Here is an 18,835-nt window from a genome sequence, read left to right on the forward strand (position 1 = left end):
CATGGCGACCAAGGTGCAGACGAGATCGAACATCCTCGACGGGCTGGACACCTCCCGCCCGCTGCTGGAGGTCCGCGACCTCCAGGTGGAGTTCCACACCCGTGACGGCGTCGCCAAGGCCGTCAACGGCGCCAACTTCTCCGTCGAGCGGGGCGAGACCCTGGCGATCGTGGGCGAGTCGGGTTGCGGCAAGTCGGTGACCTCGCAGGCGATCATGGGCATCCTGGAGACGCCGCCGGCGAAGGTGGCCGGTGGCCAGGTGTTCTTCCACGGCGTGGATCTGCTGACCCTGCCCAAGGACACCCGCCGCCGCACCCGCGCCAATCACGTGGCGATGGTGTTCCAGGACGCGCTCTCGGCCCTCAACCCCGTGTGGACGATCGGCTACCAGCTCGGTGAGCTGTTCCGCAAGCACCGGGGCATGTCCAAGGCCGAGGCGAAGAAGAAGTCGCTGGAACTGCTGGACCTGGTGAAGATCCCGGCGGCGAAGCAGCGCATCGACGAGTACCCGCACCAGTTCTCCGGCGGTATGCGCCAGCGCGTCATGATCGCCATGGCGCTGGCGCTCGACCCGGACCTGCTGATCGCCGACGAGCCCACCACCGCGCTCGACGTGACCGTCCAGGCCCAGATCATGCGGCTGCTGGCCGAGATCCAGGCCGAGCGGCAGATGGGGCTCATCCTCATCACCCACGACCTGGGCGTCGTGGCGGACGTGGCCGACAAGATCTCGGTCATGTACGCCGGCCGCATCGTCGAGCAGGCCGGTGTCCTGGACATCTTCGCCCGTCCGGCGCATCCCTACACCCAGGCGCTCCTGCGCTCCATTCCCCGCGTCGACGGCAAGGGGCGCAAGCTTGAGGTCATCGAGGGCCTGCCGCCGGTGCTGACGCGCATCCCGCCGGGCTGCGCGTTCGCTCCCCGCTGCCATTACGCGAAACCGGCCTGCCGCGAGCGGGTCCCGTCCCTGGAGGTCGTGGAGAACGGCCGCCGGGCGGCCTGCCTCTACACCGCGGAGGTGCTGGCCAATGACTGACCACAATGGATTCGCGGCGGGCGGGCACGGCGCGCCCGCGCTAGAGGTGACCGACCTGGTCAAGCACTTCCCGATCAGGCAGGGCATCGTCTTCAAGTCCACCGTCGGCCAGGTCAAGGCCGTCGACGGCGTCAGCCTCACCCTCCGCAAGGGCGAGACCCTCGGCGTGGTCGGCGAGTCCGGTTGCGGCAAGTCCACATTGGCCAAACTCCTGGTCGGCCTGGAGACGCCCACCTCGGGCGGCATCTCCGTGCGCGGCGAGGACGTGACCCGCCTCGGCCGGTCCGGGATGCGGCGGCTGCGGCGGAACGTGCAGATGGTCTTCCAGGACCCCTACACCTCCCTGAACCCCCGCATGACGGTCGGCGACATCGTCGGCGAGCCCTTCGCGATCCACCCCGACGTGGTCCCCTCCGGAGGACGGCGCAAGGCGGTCCAGGACCTCCTCGACGTCGTGGGCCTCAACCCCGACCACATCAACCGCTACCCGCACCAGTTCTCCGGCGGCCAGCGCCAGCGCATCGGCATCGCCCGCGCGCTCGCGCTCAAACCGGAGATCCTGATCTGCGACGAACCCGTGTCGGCGCTGGACGTGTCGATCCAGGGCCAGGTCATCAACCTCCTGGAGCAGCTCCAGGACGAGCTCGGCCTGTCCTACATCTTCATCGCCCACGACCTGTCGGTCGTGCGCCACATCGCCGACCGCGTCGCGGTCATGTACCTCGGCAAGGTCGTCGAGATCGGCACCGAGACCGAGATCTACGACTCGCCGATGCACCCCTACACCCAGGCGCTGCTCTCGGCCGTCCCCGTCCCGGACCCGACCCTGCGCGGTCACCGCGACGAGATCACGCTCGAAGGCGACGTACCCTCACCCGCCAACCCGCCCTCCGGCTGCCGGTTCCGCACCCGCTGCTGGAAGGCCACCGACCGGTGCGCGTCGGAGGAGCCGCTGCTGCAGATCCGGCACGGCGCCCAGCACGCCAACGCGTGCCACTTCGCCGCGCCGCGCGACGTCGTCCACGCCGTCGACTGACCGGTCACCGTCCCGTTGCGCCATATGAAGAGCCCGCCCGATGGCGGGCTCTTCTGGTACCCGGGGGTAGCGCTTATGCTCGATGCCCGCGCCCGTGCCATGTGAAGGTCCCGCCATGCCCCGCGTCCACCTCCTCGGCCCCGTCGCCCTCACCCACGACGACATCCCGGCCGACCTCGGCGGCTCCCGCTCCCGCGCGGTCTTCGCCGTTCTCGCGCTGCACGCCGGACGCGCGGTGCAGCGCCACGAGCTCATCGACGCCGTGTGGGGCGCCGACGCGCCGAAGACCGCGGCGAACCAGTTGCAGATCGCCGTGCACCGGGTCCGGGCGGCTCTGGGCGAGGCGGGGCACCGGCTGCTGCGTCTGGAACCGGGTGGTTACGTGCTCGATCTCGCCGACACCGATCTCGCCGTGTTCCGCCGGTACGCCGCCGAGGGGGCCGCCGCCGCGCGGCACGGCGACTGGCCGGGGGCGAGGGAGTGCTTCCACGCGGCGCTGGCGGGGTGGCGGGGTGCGCTGGCCGCCGATGTGGACGCGCCGGGGCTCGTGGCGGCCAGGGCCGCGGTGGACGAGGAGCGGCTCACCGTCCTCGAACACCGCATGGTCGCCGACCTGGTCACCGGCCACGCGGCCCCGGTCCTGGCCGGCACCGCCGCTCCGGGGCTGCGGGAACGGCTGTGGCACCTGCGGGTGCTGGCCGTGGCGATGGAGTCGGGGACGGCCGCCGCCCGCGACGAGCACGCGCGCGCCACCGCCGTCCTCACCGGGGCCACGGGGCTGGATCCGGGGCACGGTTTCCGGGCACTGGGTGAGAGCCTGGGCGATACCACGAGGGCCGTCGGCGCCGTGCGCTCCTGGATCGTGGGGGACGCCGCCGCGTTGCGGCCGCGGCCGATGGAGCTCCCGGCCGGGATCCGCGACTTCGTCGGGCGGCGCGACGAGCTGGCGCGGCTGGCGGAGGTTCTCGCCGAGGGCGGGACGGCCGTCGTGGTCGGCATGGGCGGCGCGGGCAAGACCTCGCTGGCGGTGCGGGCGGCGCGGGAGGCCGCCGCGCTGTACCCGGACGGCTGCCTGTTCACCGACCTGCGCGGCGCCGACGACGAGCCGCGCGAGCCGCACGCCGTCCTCGGGTCGTTCCTGCGGTCCCTGGGCGTCCCGAACGACGCGATCCCGGCGACGCTCGCCGAACGCGCCGCCCTGTACCGCTCGATGGCGGCGCGGCGGCGGCTGCTGGTGGTCCTGGACAACGCGCTGAACGCCGCGCAGCTCACCGATCTCCTCCCCGGCACCGCCGTGATCGTCACCAGCCGCAACGCCCTCGACGTCGGCGGTACCTCCCTGACCCTCGGGATGCTCTCCGAGGGCGAGGCCGCCGACCTCGTCGGCCGCTTCGTCGAGGACGCCGGTTCGGCCGCCGACGTCGGCGCGCTGGTCGCCTTCACCGGGCGGCTGCCGCTCGCGCTGCGCATCGTCGCCGTCCGCATGTCGCGCCGCCGCGACCTGGGCGTCTCGCGGATGCTGGCGCGCCTGGCCGACGAGAGCAGCCGCCTCGACGAGCTCGCCGACGGCGACCGGCAGGTCCGCTCCTGCATCGCCATCGGCTACCGGCGGCTGTCGGAGCCCGCGCGGGCGATGCTGCGCGCGGCGGGCCGCCTGCCGGTGGGGGAGTTCTCCCTTGGCGTCCTCATGGGACTCACCGGCCTCCCGCTGACCTTGGCCGCCGACGTGGCCGGCGAGCTGGAGGCGGCGCAGCTGCTCGGGTGCGCCACCGACGAACCCGGGGTGACGCGCCGGTTCGTCCTGCACGACCTGGTGAAGGTCTTCGCGCGTGAGGAGAGCGGCGACGGCGAGCGCCGCGCGGTCCTCACGCGGGGGCTGCGCGCGCTGCACGCCGCCGCGGTGTGCGCCAACGAGGCCCTGGCCTACTGGAAGTACTTCCCGCAGCCCGCTCGGGACGCCCCCGACCCCGACATCGGCGACTCGGTGAGCGCGGCGCCGGACGCCTGGTTCGCCGCGCACCGCGAGCTGCTGGTGACGGCGGTGGGGGTCGCGGCCGAACTCGGCGAGGCCGAACTGGCATGGGGACTCACCGGGGCCACCACCAGCCACCTCGACAAGACCGCCGCACTGGAGGACCGGCGCGCGATGGTCGCGGCGGCGCTGCCGCTGCGGTCGCGGCTGACCGGCGTCCGCCTCGCCGACGCACTGCTGATCAGCGCGAAGGCGCTCGTGGGCACCGAACGCGAGGCCGAGGCGCGAGCGCTGCTGCGCCGCGCCCGGATCGGCTTCCGCGATGCCGGGGACCGGCTGCGCGCGGCCTCGGTGGCCTGCGAGATCGCGTTCCTGGAGCGGCGGCTCACCCGGCAGCGCGTGGCCCGCGCGGCGGCGGAGTGGGGGCTGGCGCGGCTGGACGGCGGTGCCCGCCATGTCCGGGGCGCGCGGGGCTGGCTGCTGCTCACCCTCGCCGACATCTCCTACCTGGACCGGCCCGAGCGGGGCTTCGACCTCGCCGAGGGCGCGATCGCCGAGATGATCTCCTCCGGCGACCGTGTCGGGCGGGCCATGGCCATGACCATCAAGGGCATGGCCGAGGTGTGGATGCGACGTCATGACGACGCCGTGGCGGACCTGACCGGGGCGGCCGAGCGCCACCTCGCCGAAGGCGATCTCTCCGGCTGGATGACCGCGCGTCGCGGCACCGGCGACGCCCTGGCCAACGCCGGGCGCTTCGATGAGGCCATCGCCGTCCTGTCCCGCCTGGTCACCGACGCCGCGGCGGTCGGCGCGAAGGAGCAGGAGCTGCGGGCCAAGCGCCTCATCGCCAGCGTTCAGATCGTGATGGGACACCATCAGGACGCCCTCCCGCTCGCCGAGGAGGCCCTCGCGGGAATGCGCGACCGGACCGCCCCGCTGCTCACCGTCCTATGCCTGCGCACCGTCGCCCGCGCCGCCCTCGGCCTCGGCGACCTCGCCCGCGTCCGTTCCGCCCACGCCGAGGCCATGACCCTCATGCCGCACGACCACCCTTACGCCGACCAGATGCGCGCCCTCCTCACTGAGGCCGACGCCGGGGAGCCCGCTTGATCCGCGCCGAACTTCTCGGACCCGTCCGCCTCCTCACCGGGGACACCCCCGTCGACATCGGGGGAGTCCGCGCCCGCGCGGTCTTCGCCGTGCTCGCCGTCCACAGCGGACGCCCCGTCGCCCGCGACCAGCTCATCGACGCCGTCTGGGGCGCCCACACCCCGAAGACCGTCGCCAACCAGCTCCAGATCGCCGTGCACCGGGTGCGCGCCGCCCTGGGCGGGGACGGCCACCGCCTGCTGCGCCTGGAGCCCGCCGGTTACGTCCTCGGCCTGCCGCGCACCGACCTGGCCGACTTCCGGCGGCACGCCGCCGAGGGCACCGCCGCCGCCCGGCGCGGCGACTGGCACGGCGCGCGCGAATCCTTCCACGCCGCCGCCGCGCTGTGGCGGGGCCCGCTCGCCGGCGACCTGGACGCGCCCGGCCTCGACGACGTCCGCGCCACGGTGGACGAGGAACGCCTCACCGTCCTGGAACACCGCATGGTCACCGACATCGCCGCCGGGCACCCGTCGCCCGTCATCGCCGAGACCACCGGGCTACTGGGCCGGTACCCGTTACGCGAGCGCCTGTGGCACCTGCGGGTCCTCGCGCTGGCCATGGCGGGCCGCACCGCCGAGGCCGCCGCCGGGCACGCCCTCGCGGTGCGGACCCTCGCCGAGGCGACCGGACTCGACCCCGGCCGCGAGCTGCGCGACCTCGGCACCGCCCTCGGCACGGACCTCGCCCCCGCCATCGACGGCGTCCGCGCCTGGCTGGCGGGAACACGGCGCCGCGCGCGGCCCATGGAACTGCCCGCCGAGATCCGTGACTTCGTCGGCCGCGAGCGCGAACTGGCAGCGCTCGCCGCGGCCCTGCGCGGCGGCGGCGTCGTGACCGTCACCGGGCTCGGCGGCATCGGCAAGACCGCCCTCGCCGCCCGCGCGGCCCGGACGGTGCTGGACGCGTTCCCCGACGGCTGCCTGTTCACCGACCTGCGCGGCGCCGACGATGAGCCCCGCGACCCGCACGGCGTCCTCGGCGCGTTCCTGCGCTCCCTGGGCGTCTCCGCCGACGCGGTGCCCGCCGGCCTCGACGACCGCGTCGCCCTCTACCGTTCCGTCCTGGCCGGGCGGCGCGTGCTGGTCGTCCTCGACAACGCCGTCGACGCCGCACACGTCACCCCGTTGCTGCCGGGCTCCGGGACGGTGCTGGTGACCAGCCGCAACTCCCTCGCCGGGCTCGACGCCGCCGACCACGTCCTCGGGTCGCTCACCGACGCCGAGGCGGCCGCCCTCGTCACCCGCCTCTCGGGCCGCGTGGCCGACTCCGGCGACATCGCCACCCTCGTCGAACTCACCGGGCGGCTGCCGCTGGCCGTCCGCATCGTCGCCGCGCGCATGTCCCGCCGCCGCGACCTCGACGTCCGGCGCATGCTCGCTCGCCTCGCCGACGAGCAGGGCCGCCTCGACGAACTCGCCGACGGCGACCGCCGCGTCCGTTCCTGCATCGACATCGGCTACCGGCGCCTCGGTGAGGACGCCCGCCGCATGCTGCGGGCCGCGGCGTGGCTGCCGGTCGGCGAGTTCTCCCTGGGCACGCTCATGGGCTTCACCGGCCTGCCGCTGGCCGCCGCCGAGCGGGTGGCGGGCGAACTGGAGGACGCCCAGTTCCTGACCCACGCCGCGCCCGGCGGGGCGACCGCCGCGCGCTACGCCGTCCACGACCTCGTGCGGCTCTTCGCGCGCGGTGAACCCGCCGACGAGGCCGCCCGGGTGCGAGGTTTCCGGGCGCTGCTGGCCTCGGTCATCGCCGCCGACGGGCGACGCACGTCCTGGCAGTTCCTTCCGCCCGACGTGCCACCCGGGCTGCCGGAACCCGATGAGGCCGCCGCGGGCGATCCGCGGGGCTGGTACGACGCGCAGCGCGAGCTGATCGCCGCCGCGCCCGGGGAGATGTGCCGCATCGGTGAGGTGGACGCGGCGTGGCGGCTGGTGGGATTCGCGCTGGACTACTTCGACCGCGCCTACCTGGTGAGCGAGCTGGCGTCCATGAGCGCCCGGCTACAGGCCGCCGGGGACCGGGCCGACGCCTACTCGCGCGTGAACATCGACCACATCCGGGGCACCGTGCTGCGCTTCGAGGTGCGGTTCGCCGAGGCCGTGCCCCTCCTGCGGGCCGCGCGCGCCGGATTCCGCCGCCACGGCGAGCCGCTCCGTGCGCTCGGCACCTGCTTCGAACTCGCCACGACCTACAAGCACCTCGGGAAGGGACGCCTGGCCGAGGCGACCTCGGACTGGGCCGACGCCGTTCTGGCGGGCCTGGAGCCCTCTCCCGTGACGGTGGCGCTGGCGGGCTGGACGGCCCTGGCCCGCGCCAACCGGATGCTCGGCGATCCGGAGCGCGAGTACGCTTTCGCCGGCCGGGCGCTGGCCGCCTTCACCGAGTCCGGGGACCTCGCCGGGCGCGCCAACGCGCTGGCCGGCTGTGGCGCCGGCAACCTCAAACTCGGCCGCTTCGACGCCGCCATCGACCTGTACCTCCAGGCCCAGGACGCCCACGCCGCCATCGGCGAGTGGTACGGCGTCGCCTACTGCTCGATGCTGCTGGCCAACGCGCGGTACCTGTCCGGCGACCTCGACGCCGCCGAGGCCGCGGTGCGCGAGATCCTCGACGAGACGCGCGAGGTGGTGGCGATGCGGGAGCTGCGGCTGCAGGCGATGCGGATCGGCTCGAACGTGATGCGCGCACGCGGCCGCCTCGACGAGGCTTACGCCCAGGCCGAGGAGGCCCTGGCGCTGGCGCGGGAATGGGACCTGCCCCTGCGCGTCCTGGACCTGCTCCTCGTCCTGGGCAAGACCGCGCTCCTGGCCGCCGACTTCGAGCGCGCCCGCTTCCACACGGCCGCCGGGCTGGCGCAGCTGGCCCGCGGCGACCGCGCCGACCGCCGCTTCGGTGAGCTGCTCGCCGCCATCGAGAAGGCCGAGGCTGAAGCCTAGGATTCCCGCATGCCGCGCGCCCTCGTACTCGGCCCCGCCGTCCTCCTCGCCCACGGAGCCCCCGTCGACCTCGGCGGCACCCGCCCCCGCGCGGTCTTCGCCGCCCTCGCCGAACGCGCCGGAACCCCCGTGCCCGCCACCGACCTCATCGCCCACGTCTGGGGCCAGGACCCGCCCAGGACCGTGGCCAACCAGCTGCAGATCGCCGTCCACCGCGTCCGCGCCGCCCTCGGTGCGGACGGTCACCGGCTGCTGCGCCTGGAGCCGGGCGGGTACGTGCTGGAGGTGGGGGAGAGCGACCTGGGGGACTTTCGCCGCCTCACCGCCGAGGGCGAGCGCGCGGCGCGCGCCGGGAACTGGCCCGCCGCCCGCACCGCCTTCCACACGGCCGCCGCCCTCTGGCGCGGCCCGGTGGCGGGGCTGGAGGAGGAACGGCTCGCCGGTATCGAGCGGCGCATGATCGCCGACCTGGTGACGGGCGACCCGCTCGCCGTCCTCGGCCACGCGGACACCGTCACGGAGGTGACCCCGCCGCACGAGCGCCTCTGGTACCTCTACATCCTCGCGCTCGCGCTCAGCGGTGATGAGAAGGGCGCCGAACGCGCCCACGCGCGGATCCGGCGCGAACTCGCCGACACCCTCGGCCTCGATCCGGGACGCGACCTGCGCGACCTCGCCGGGCACCTCGCCCGGCGGGATCCGGCCGCCGCCCTCGCGCCGATCACGGGATGGGTCACCGGGGGAGGACCCGCCAGGCCCCGCCCGATGGAGCTGCCCGCCGAGATCCGCGACTTCGTGGGCCGCGGCGAGGAGCACGCCCATGCGCGCGCACTGCTCACGCCCGGCGCCGTGGTGGCGATCGTCGGGCTGGGCGGCGTCGGCAAGACCGCCCTGGCGTCCCGCGTCGCGCGCGACGCGGGGGAGGACTTCCCCGACGGATGCCTCTTCATCGACCTGCGCGGCGTGGACGAGACGCCCCGCGAGCCGCACGCCGTCCTCGGTACCTTCCTGCGCTCCCTCGGCATCCCCGACGACGTCGTTCCCGACGACCGCGACGCCCGTCTCGCGCTCTACCGGACCCTGACCGCCGAGCGGCGGCTCCTGGTCGTACTGGACAACGCCTATGACGCCGCTCAGGTCCGTGACCTCCTGCCCGCCGGTGACGGATGCGCGGTGATCGTCACCGCCCGCACTGCGCTGCCCGGCCTGGACGCCTCCCGCGTCCCGCTGTCCTCGCTGCCCGCCGGGGACGCCGTGGAGCTGCTGCGGCGGCTCACCGGCGCCGGGGACGACACCCCCGACGTCCACCGCCTCGCCGAACTCGCCGGGCGCCTCCCGCTCGCGCTGCGCATCGTCGGCGCCCGCGTCGCCCGCCGCCGCGACCTCGGCTTCGCCCGCATGGTGGCCCGCCTCACCGACGAACACGCCCGCCTGGATCAGCTCGCCGAGGGCGACCGCATGGTCCGCTCGTGCGTGGAGATCGGTTACCGGCGGCTGAGCGGTGAAGCGGCGGCCGCGCTGCGGGCGGTGGTGTGGCTGCCGGTGGCGGAGTTCACCCTGGAGGTGCTGGCGGGCTTCACCACTGTGAACTCGGCGCGCGTCCGGGAGATCATCGAGGAGCTGGCCGACGCCCAGCTGCTCGTCCTCACCCGGGACACCGGCGACTCTCTGGCCGCATACGTCGCCCACGACCTGGTGCGCCTGTGCATCCGGGACATCGACGAGGACGAAGAGACCCGGAACCTCACCCTGGCGCGTGGCTACCGAGTGCTCCTCACGAAGGCCGTCCGGGCGGCGAACGACCTTCCGTTCACGCAGTTCCCGGTGCTCGATCCGGAGCCCGCCGTCGCCGTCGCCGACCCGCAGGCATGGTTCGCCGCACATCGCGAGCTTCTCGTCGCTGCCCCAGGAGCGGCACAGGCGATCGGGGAGGTGGACACGGCCTGGCGGATCGGTGTTTCCACCGTCGCCCACCTGGATCACACCAGCCGCTGGGACGAACTCGACGTCATCGCGAGCGTGCTCGAAACAGCGGTGGCGAACCTGCCACCTCTGGGGCGGGCAATGACGTGGCACATTCGCGCCAAATGCCTCCGCGAAAGCGGTCGGTACCGTGACGCCATTCGCCACATGCGCCTGGCCCGAGTCGAGTACAGGCGCGTGGGCGACGCCCTGCGTGAGGCGTCGGGGTTGTTCGAGCTAGCGGTCGTGACACGTCACGCGAATCAGCGGAGTCTCGCGGTGGCTGCGACGGACAGGGCACTCACTCTCCTTTCCGGTATCGAGACCGCTGGGCGAAGTGCCGGCGTGCTCGGTTGGGTGCACCTCGTCCGCGCCAACACGCTGGATCCGGCGCCGGAAATGCTGGACCAGGCCGAGCGGGCACTCACCTGCTTCGAGTCGGCCGGCGACCCGGCGGGGGTTGCCAACGCACACGGTGTCCTGGGTGTGGTCCTGCAGAGACGAGGGGAGTTCGACCGTGCGTTCCGCCATTTGGAACACGCGGCCCACGCACACCGTGCCATCGGCGAGGTCAACGGCGCGATCTTCGCCCTATACATGGCCGCCGACGTTCATATCAGCGCCGGAGCCTACGATCGGGCCGCCTACCTGGTCGCCGAGGTGATCGCGGAGGCCGAACGGCTGCAGATGCGCGAGCTGCACGCCCGCGCGGTTCGCTCCATGGCAGTGATCCGCCGCCTTCAGGGTGATCTGGACGGCGCTCTCGAAATCGCCTACACCGCGCTCGCCATGGTCGGAGAGCTGGACGTACCGACCGTGAAGGCGAATGTCCTGCGCACCCTCGCCCAGGTCGCCGCCGACCGCGGCGACCACGACCTCCGCCGCCGCGCCGCGCGCGAAGGACTGGCCCTCGTGCCCGACGACCACCCCTTCGCCGCGACCTTCCACGCCCTCATGGCCATCGACGAGGCCGACGCCGGATAGGCTCACCCCCTCCCCCTACCCCGAGGTCCACCGTCATGCCCGTCCGCGTCATCGTGCTCGGTCCCACCGAGCTCCACCGCGACGGCGTCCCCATCGACCTCGGGGGCACCCGCCCGCGTGCCGTCCTCACCGTTCTCGCGCGCAGCGCCGGGCGGGTCGTGGGCCGCGACGAGATCATCGCCCACACGTGGGGCCACGCTCCGCCCAGGACCGCCGTGAACCAGGTCCAGATCGCCGTGCACCGGCTGCGCAAGGCGCTCACCGCGGCGGGCCTGGACGCCGCCACGGCGCTGCGGAGGCAGGGCGGGGGCTACGTCCTGGACGTCGGCACCGACCTCGCCGAGTTCCGCGCGCACCTGGGCGCCGGGCGCGCCGCCGCCGCAAGGTGCCAGTGGCGGGCCGCCAGGGACGCCTTCGACGCCGCCGCCGGACTGTGGCGCCCGGGCGGGGAGCTCGCCGAGGACCACTTCACCGCGCGGCTGCACCGCATGGTCGCCGCGCTGCACACCGGCGGCCACGCCGAGACGGCCCGAGAGGCCGCCGCGCTGCTCGACGGGCATCCGCTTCGCGAACGCGTGTGGTACCTGCTGGTCCTCGCCCACATCGCCGCGGGGGAGCACGGGCGGGCCGCCGAGGCGCTGCGGCGGGCGCGGGCCACCCTCGCCGAGGCCCTCGGCATCGACCCCGGACGCGAGCTGCGCTCACTCGACGGCCTCACCGAGCCCGCCGCCGGGCTCGCACACGCCGCCACCTGGATCACCGGGGCACCCGCCGCGCCCGTCGCGCGCCCCATGGGGCTGCCCGCCGAGCCGCGCGAGTTCGTCGGGCGCGACGGCGAGCTGCGCGAGATCCTCGCCGCCCTCGGCGAGCACGGGGCCGTGGCCGTGACGGGGCTCGGCGGCGTCGGCAAGACCGCGCTGGCCACCCGCGCCGCGAGGGCCGCCGACGCCCCCGGCGGATGCCTGTTCACCGACCTGCGCGGCGCCGACGACCAACCGCGCGCCGCCCACGACGTCATGGGCTCGCTGCTGCGCTCGCTGGGGATCACCGACGGCGCGGTCCCCGACGACCCGCCCGCCCGCGCCGAGCTCTACCACCGGGCCCTCACCGGACGCGGCGTCCTGCTGGTCCTGGACAACGCCGCCGGGCCCGAGCAGATCGAGCCGCTGCTGTCGCGCGAGGTCCCCGTCATCGTCACCGCCCGCCGCGCCCTCACCGGCCTGCCGCACGTCCACCTCGACGCGCTCCCCGCCGACGACGCCACCACGCTCCTCTCCCGCCTCTCCGGACGCCCGCAGGACGACGACCTGCGTGACCTCGCCGCCCTCGCCGGGCGTCTCCCGCTCGCCCTGCGCGTCGTCGGCGCGCGCCTGGCGCTGCGGCGCGGCCTCGACCCCGGGCGCATGGTCGCCCGCCTCACCGACGAACACGCCCGCCTGGACGCCCTCAGCGACGGCGACCGGCGCGTCCGTTCCTGCATCGAGTTCGGCTACCGCCTCCTCAGTCCCAGCGCCGCCGCCGCGCTGCGCGCCGTCGCCCGGCTGCCCGTCGCCGAATTCGGCCACTGGGTCCTCACCGCCCTCGCCGGGGACGCCACGCCCGCCATCACCGCCGAACTCACCGCCGCGCAACTCCTCCGCCCCGCCCCGCCCACACGCGGCGGAGGCCCCCGCCACCGCCTCCACGACCTCGTCCGCGTCTACGCCGCCACCGAACCCGACCCGGACGCCACCGGACGCCTCCACGCCGTCTGCGCCGCCCTCCTCTCCCTCGCCCACGCCGCCGACGACCACCTCCCCTACGCCCGCCACGCCACACCCGAACGCCCACCCGGCCTGCCCGCCCCCGACCCCGGCGCCCTCACGGCCCTCGCCGCCGACCCCATGGGCTGGTTCGCCGCCGAACGCGACCTCCTCCTCACCGCCCCCGGCATCGCCGCCGAGATCGGCGACGCCGACCTGACCCGCCGCCTGGCCACCGTCGTCACCAACTACCTCGAACTCCACGGCCACGGCGACGCCCTCGACACCGTCCTCGCCCACGCCCGCCGCCTCGCCCACGACGCCGAAGGCGACGCCGCCCTGCGCTTCACCACCACCAAACGGCTCCGCCTCGACGGGCGCTTCACCGAGACCGTCCCCGTCCTGCGCGCCCTCCGCCGCGACCACCTCCGCCTCGGCGACCCCCTGCGCGCCGCCGCGGCCGCCACCGACCTCGCCGTCGCCCTCCGCCAGGCCGGCGCGCCCCAAGCCGTCCGCGAAGCCCACCTGCGCTGGGCCCTCACCACCCTCGACGGGCTCCCCGGCGAACTCGCCCGCGCCCAGCGCGGCTGGACCACGATCATCCTCGGCAACACCATCGCCCCCACCGACCCCGCCGGCTCCGAACGCGCCTACGCCACCGCCCTGCGCGTCTTCCGCGCCGGACGCGACCGCGTCGGCGAGGCCACCGCGCTGGCCATGCTCGGCGCCGTCCACCACCGCCGCGGCGACCACGACCGCGCCATCGCCCTCTATCAGCGCGCCCACGACCTGCACGCCGCCCTCGAAGACGACCCGGGACGCCGCTTCGCCGCCCTCTACATCGTCACCGGCCTCCTCGCCGCCGGGCGCCTCGTCGAAGCCGCCACCCGCGCCGACGCGCTCCTGGCCGAACTCGTCACCGCCCCCATGCCCGCCCTGGACGCCGGGGCGCTGCGCGTACGCGGCGCCATCCACCTGCGCGCCGGGGAGCTCGCCGCCGCCACCGGCCCGCTGACCCGGTCCCTGGCCCTGTCGGCGGGCATGCCGGACGTCGAGGCGCGCACCGCCCGCGTGCTGCTCGCCGTCCACGAGGCCGCCGGGGACGCCGAGGCCGCCCGGGCCGTCCGCGACCGGCTTTACGCACTGGTCCCCGAAGGCCATCCGCTGCGGTCCCGCGAAGGCCTCGACATGGCCCTTGACGTGGTGTTCTAGTCCCGAAAGCGGCTATAAAGCCCGCGTAAAGCGAGCCCTCTTAACGTTCACCGAGTCACGAAGCCACGAGAGGGCCGACCACCCGGTCGCCGGACCCGAGAGGGACCGGCGCGGCACGGGGGCCGTACACGGTCCACTGGGGACGGGTTCGTGACCGCCGGACCCGGTTATGACGGGCCGAGTCCGGGAACAGGTGGCCGCCGGTCAGGACTAGTGCCCGGGTTCTGACCGGCCGGCCGCCCGCTCACAGGCCCGTCACCCCCGCCTCCTCGCGCAGGCGCTCCACCGTCTCCGGCAGCACCGCCAGGAACCGCTCCACGTCCTCCTCCTCGACGTCGCGGTGCAGCGACACCCGCACGTTCCCGTGCGAGAGCACCCCCATCGCCTCCAGCACGTGCGAGGGCCGCAGCGTCGAGGACGTGCACGACGAACCCGAGGACACCGCGAAACCCGCCCGGTCCAGCGCCGTCAGGATCGCCTCCCCGTCGACGTACAGGCACGAAAAGGTCACCAGGTGCGGCAGCCGGACCTCCGGGTCGCCCACCACCTCCACGTCGGCCACCAGCGCCGGAACCCGCTCGCGGATCCGCGCGGTCAGCCCCCGCAGCCGCGGCCCCAGCTCCGCCGCCTCACCCACCGCCGCCCGCAGCCCCGCCGCCGCGGCGACCACGCCAGGCAGGTTCACCGCCGCGCCCTCGGCCGCCGGCCACGGCGACTCCCAGCGCGTACCCCGCCGCACCCCCAGCACGCCCACCCCGGGCGGCCCGCCCCACTTGCGCGAGGACAGCGCCAGCAGCGACCAGCCCGGCGCCACCGGACCCCACGCCACCGACTGCGCGGCGTCCACCAGCAGCGGGACGCCCGCCGCCGCGCACGCCGCGGCCACCTCCTCCACCGGCTGCGCCGTCCCCACCTCGTGACTCGCCGAGATCAGCGCCGCCAGCGCCACCCCGGGCCCGGCCACCGCCTCGGCGAACGCCCCTGCGTCCACCCGCCCGGACCGGTCCACACCCACCGCGACCGCCCGGCCGCCCTCGCGCTCGTGCGCCTCGGCCGCGTGCAGCACCGACGAATGCTCGATCGCCGAATGCACCAGCACGTCACCCGCCCGCCGCCGCCCCAGCAGCCCGCCCAGGACGCCCTCGTGCACCGCACGCGTCCCGCTCGCCGTGAAATGGATCTCGTCGGCCCGCGCACCGACCACATCGGCCACCGCCTCCTTGGAGGCGTCCAGCAGCTGGCGGGCACGCCGGGCGTTACCGTACAACTTGGACGGATCGGCCCACCCGTCGGACAGCGCCGCCCCCAGCGCCTGCCGTGCGGCCGGGTGCAGGGGAAACGCGCTCGCGGAGTCGAAATAGGAGGAGGACACGATCTCCAATATTCCACCCCGTGGTGTGGAGGGGGCGTTTGGTCCAGTAGTCTGCCGTCGTTGGTGCCCAGAAGCCAGATTCGATCCGGCGTAGAACTTCTCCGCACCGCGTTGAGAGCACTCCATGTTCGTCAACTGAGCCAATGAGCTTTGAGGAAGGGTAGGAGCAGGTGGCCGCGAGCCCATCGTCCCCAGCTTCCCGGCGGATCCGCCGGCTGATCGGTCTCAGCGTCACCGGGGCGGCCCTGGTCACCGTGCTGACCGGTTGTTCCATCGACGACGCCTTCTACTTCGGATGGCCTCGCACCCAGCCCAGCCCGCAGTCGCGGCAGATGTTCGACATGTGGATCGGCTCGGCCATCGCCGCGCTGGCCGTCGGCGTCTTCGTCTGGGGCCTGATCTTCTGGTGCGTCATCCGGTACCGGAAGAAGGGCGAGGACCTCCCGCCGCAGACCCGGTACAACCTGCCGATGGAGCTGCTGTTCACGGTCGGCCCGTTCGTGGCGATCGCGATCCTCTTCTACTACACCGCGATCATCCAGGCGAACGTCACCAGGGTCGACCCGAACCCCGACCTCGACGTCACCGTCACCGCGTTCAAGTGGAACTGGAAGTTCTCCTACCCGGAGACCGGCAGTGACCCCAAGATCCGCGACGACAAGGACGTCTACACCGTCGGCGACAGTGACGTGATCCCGATCCTGGTCGTGCCGACCGGCAAGAACATCCGCATCACCGAGCTGAGCGCCGACGTCATCCACTCCTTCTGGGTCCCCGACCTGCTGTTCAAGCGCGACGTGGTCCCGGGCGTGGAGAACCAGTTCCAGGTCACCATCGACCAGGAAGGCGCCTACGTCGGCCGCTGCGCCGAGCTGTGCGGCACCTACCACTCGATGATGAACTTCGAGGTCCGCGCGGTGAGCCCGGAGAAGTACGACCAGTACATCCAGGCCCGCGTCCAGGGCAAGACGACCCAGGAGGCACTGACCCTCATCGGTCAGGAGCCCTACGCGATCAAGACCAAGCCGTTCGACACCGACCGCCAGGCCGAGCGCGGCTAAAGGGAGTCGTCGTGAAAACCGAAGCCAAGATCTTCCACGTCATCTGGCTGACGCTCGTCGCCTTCGTCGTCGGCTACATCGTCTGGTCGAAGCACGAGAACGGCCACATCGAGTGGGTCGGGACGGTCGCGCTGGTCCTGTCGGCCTGCCTGATCGCGATGTGCGGTTTCTACTTCTCCTTCGTGGCGCGGCGCATCGACGCCCGCCCGGAGGACCGGGAGGACGGCGAGATCGCCGACGCCGCCGGTGAGGTCGGGTTCTTCAGCCCCGGCTCCTACTGGCCCTTCGGCATCGCCCTCACCGCCAGCATCGCCGGTATCGGCGTGGTGTTCTGGTACCCGTGGCTCATCGCGGTCGGCCTGATCTCGGTCCTGGTGACCGTGGGCGGACTGCTGTTCGAGTACTACACCGGCACCCGCCGGCTCGGGCCCGAATAAGCCCCGGCCGCTTCCGTCCCGATGCCACCCCTCGCTGTCGGGCTGGTCGTGTGCGCCGCGATCGCACACGCCAGTTGGAACCTGTACGCGAAGCGGGCCTCCACCGGAGGCCCCGTCTTCGTCTGGCTGTCCTGCGCGGCCTCCACGGTGCTGTACGCGCCGGTGGTGCTCGGCGTGGTGATGGCGCTGGACGTCCGGATCACGCCGCAGCTGCTCACCGGCGTCGGCGTCAGCGGGCTTTTACACCTGAGCTACATCCTGTTCCTGCAGCGCGGGTACGCCAAGGGAGATCTCTCCGTGGTGTACCCGCTCGCGCGTGGGACGGGCCCGCTCCTGTCGGTCATCGCCGCGGTCGCCTTCATCGGCGAGCGGCCGAGCATCCTGGCACTGCTCGGCACGCTCATCGTCGTCGTCGGGATCCTCGTCATCGGCCTCGGCAGCTCCAGCGGGGAGCGCATGAAGGCCATGACCGGGGTCATGTACGGCCTGGTCGCCGGCACGATGATCGCCGGTTACACCCTCTGGGACAACCACTCGGTGAAGGCTCTGGCCATCACCCCGCTGGTCATGCAGTGGGGGACGGGGCTCACCCGGACGCTGGCGCTGGCGCCCTACGCGCTGCCGCGCCTGGGCGAGCTGCGCAAGGTGTGGGCCGAGCACAAGAAGCCCGTGCTCGTCGTGGGCGTCCTGGAGCCGCTGGCCTACCTGCTGGTGCTGTTCGCGATGAAGTACGCCGACGTGAGCCTGGTGGCCCCCTCGCGCGAGCTGTCCATCGTGGTCGGCGCGTTCTTCGGCTGGCTGCTGCTGGGGGAGTCCCAGGCCGCCAGACGCATCGCCGGGGCGTTGATCGTGCTGGGAGGCATCGTCGCGCTGACCGCGTCTTAGCGGGCGGCGACTAGGATTCCCCGTGAGCATCAACGCTTTGGAAGGACCAAGGTGACCTACCCCCCTCAGGGCCAGCCCTACGATCCGTCGCAGCAGCCCGCGCAACCGGATCCGTACGCGCCGTACCCGCCCGCCCAGCCGGACAACGCCGCCCAGAGCCCGTACCCGCCGGGTGCCCCCGTGCCCCCGCAGGAGCCGCTCGGCGGTCAGTACGGCCCGACGTCGGCCCCGCCCGCCCAAGACCCCTACGCCCAGACCTCGGCACCGCCGAACCCCTACGCCCAGCCCGCGGCCCCACCGGACCCGTACGCGCAGACCTCGGCGCCTCCGGCGGCCTACCCGGCCGCGCCGTACCCACCGGCGCAGCCCCAGTACGACCCGTACGCGCAGACCTCGGCGCCGCCCGCGCCGCAGGTGGACGCCTACGGCAACCCGATCACCCAGGCCTGGCAGGCCCCGATGTACACCGCGCCGCAGCCGCCGAAGTCCAAGGCGCCGCTGTTCGCCGCCATCGGCGGTGGCGCGGCCCTGTTCGTGGTGGCCCTGATCGTCATCATCGTGCTGGTCAGCGGCGGCGGTCCCACGGGCACCGTCGAGGACTGGCTGGCGGCGGTCAAGGACAAGGACATCACCGAGGCCAACAGCCTCGTCTGCGACACCGACGACCCGTACATCGACACCGATGACCTGGACTCCACCGACGAGCAGGCCGAGTTCGACAAGATGGTGGCCGACCTGTCGTGGGAGGTCGTCTCCGAGCACGAGGCCGGTGACCAGGCCACGGTCCGCATGAAGCTCATCAGCTCCGGCCCGATGAGCGGCGAGGTGGACTTCGAGCTGGTCAAGCGCGGCGGCGACTGGTTCATCTGCGGCGTCGACTCCGTTGGCTAGTCGGGCCGACGCGGGTTAGATCCGCCGGCGGAGGTGGCGGGGCAGCGCCACTCCGTCAACTCGCGCGTGGTCAATCCGTGCGTGGTCAATCCGCGCGCGCCCGTTTCGGCCGCGCGGTCGACTATCGTGCTTGAGCGGCGCCTCAGCGCGTCCC

General features: G+C 73.7%; 11 protein-coding genes. 10 read left to right on the forward strand and 1 reads right to left on the reverse strand.

The window, feature by feature from the left end; all coding sequences use genetic code 11:
- Position 1: 1 nt before the first annotated feature.
- From QSK10_RS23755 to QSK10_RS23780, 6 genes are all read left to right on the forward strand, one after another.
- Positions 2-1,036, forward strand: coding sequence for an ABC transporter ATP-binding protein (locus QSK10_RS23755; protein WP_285665151.1), 1,035 nt, complete (start codon positions 2-4; stop codon positions 1,034-1,036).
- Positions 1,029-2,072: an ABC transporter ATP-binding protein gene (locus QSK10_RS23760; RefSeq protein ID WP_285665152.1), complete on the forward strand. Its 1,044-nt coding sequence runs from the start codon at positions 1,029-1,031 to the stop codon at positions 2,070-2,072. Before QSK10_RS23755 ends, QSK10_RS23760 begins: the two co-directional genes overlap by 8 nt.
- Positions 2,073-2,187: 115 nt before the next feature.
- Entirely contained in the window at positions 2,188-5,157 is a 2,970-nt protein-coding gene (locus tag QSK10_RS23765) for an AfsR/SARP family transcriptional regulator (protein ID WP_285665153.1), read from the forward strand.
- Positions 5,154-8,135: an AfsR/SARP family transcriptional regulator gene (locus tag QSK10_RS23770; protein ID WP_285665154.1), complete on the forward strand. Its 2,982-nt coding sequence runs from the start codon at positions 5,154-5,156 to the stop codon at positions 8,133-8,135. Before QSK10_RS23765 ends, QSK10_RS23770 begins: the two co-directional genes overlap by 4 nt.
- A 9-nt stretch (positions 8,136-8,144) precedes the next feature.
- A complete protein-coding gene (locus QSK10_RS23775) occupies positions 8,145-11,081 on the forward strand; it encodes an AfsR/SARP family transcriptional regulator (RefSeq protein ID WP_285665155.1) in 2,937 nt (978 codons plus the stop codon).
- A 35-nt stretch (positions 11,082-11,116) separates the two neighbouring features.
- Positions 11,117-14,035, forward strand: coding sequence for an AfsR/SARP family transcriptional regulator (locus QSK10_RS23780; protein ID WP_285665156.1), 2,919 nt, complete (start codon positions 11,117-11,119; stop codon positions 14,033-14,035).
- A 244-nt stretch (positions 14,036-14,279) separates the two neighbouring features.
- Here QSK10_RS23780 and QSK10_RS23785 read toward each other — a convergent pair whose 3' ends face one another.
- On the reverse strand, positions 14,280-15,407 hold the full coding sequence (locus QSK10_RS23785; RefSeq protein ID WP_285665157.1) for a cysteine desulfurase family protein: 1,128 nt from the start codon (positions 15,405-15,407) through the stop codon (positions 14,280-14,282).
- Between the two features lie 170 nt (positions 15,408-15,577).
- Between QSK10_RS23785 and ctaC the strand changes: the two genes are divergently transcribed.
- Genes ctaC through QSK10_RS23805 form a run of 4 tightly spaced genes read left to right on the forward strand, consistent with a single transcriptional unit; the run spans position 15,578 to position 18,681 of the window.
- Positions 15,578-16,468: an aa3-type cytochrome oxidase subunit II gene (gene ctaC / locus QSK10_RS23790; protein WP_285665158.1), complete on the forward strand. Its 891-nt coding sequence runs from the start codon at positions 15,578-15,580 to the stop codon at positions 16,466-16,468.
- A gap of 11 nt (positions 16,469-16,479) precedes the next feature.
- Positions 16,480-16,905: a cytochrome c oxidase subunit 4 gene (locus QSK10_RS23795; protein WP_285665159.1), complete on the forward strand. Its 426-nt coding sequence runs from the start codon at positions 16,480-16,482 to the stop codon at positions 16,903-16,905.
- A gap of 21 nt (positions 16,906-16,926) precedes the next feature.
- Positions 16,927-17,790, forward strand: coding sequence for a DMT family transporter (locus tag QSK10_RS23800; protein ID WP_285665160.1), 864 nt, complete (start codon positions 16,927-16,929; stop codon positions 17,788-17,790).
- Between the two features lie 51 nt (positions 17,791-17,841).
- Positions 17,842-18,681, forward strand: a complete 840-nt coding sequence (locus QSK10_RS23805; protein WP_285665161.1) for a hypothetical protein — start codon at positions 17,842-17,844, stop codon at positions 18,679-18,681.
- Positions 18,682-18,835: the final 154 nt, after the last annotated feature.

This window comes from Actinorhabdospora filicis (assembly GCF_030269765.1).
GTDB classification, from domain to species: domain Bacteria; phylum Actinomycetota; class Actinomycetes; order Mycobacteriales; family Micromonosporaceae; genus Actinorhabdospora; species Actinorhabdospora filicis.

Coding starts and splice junctions, on each gene's coding strand:
- QSK10_RS23755 (WP_285665151.1), top strand. CDS start 2: ATGGCGACCAAGGTGCAGACGAGATCGAACATCCTCGACGGGCTGGAC.
- QSK10_RS23780 (WP_285665156.1), top strand. CDS start 11,117: ATGCCCGTCCGCGTCATCGTGCTCGGTCCCACCGAGCTCCACCGCGAC.
- QSK10_RS23800 (WP_285665160.1), top strand. CDS start 16,927: ATGCCACCCCTCGCTGTCGGGCTGGTCGTGTGCGCCGCGATCGCACAC.
- QSK10_RS23765 (WP_285665153.1), top strand. CDS start 2,188: ATGCCCCGCGTCCACCTCCTCGGCCCCGTCGCCCTCACCCACGACGAC.
- QSK10_RS23775 (WP_285665155.1), top strand. CDS start 8,145: ATGCCGCGCGCCCTCGTACTCGGCCCCGCCGTCCTCCTCGCCCACGGA.
- QSK10_RS23760 (WP_285665152.1), top strand. CDS start 1,029: ATGACTGACCACAATGGATTCGCGGCGGGCGGGCACGGCGCGCCCGCG.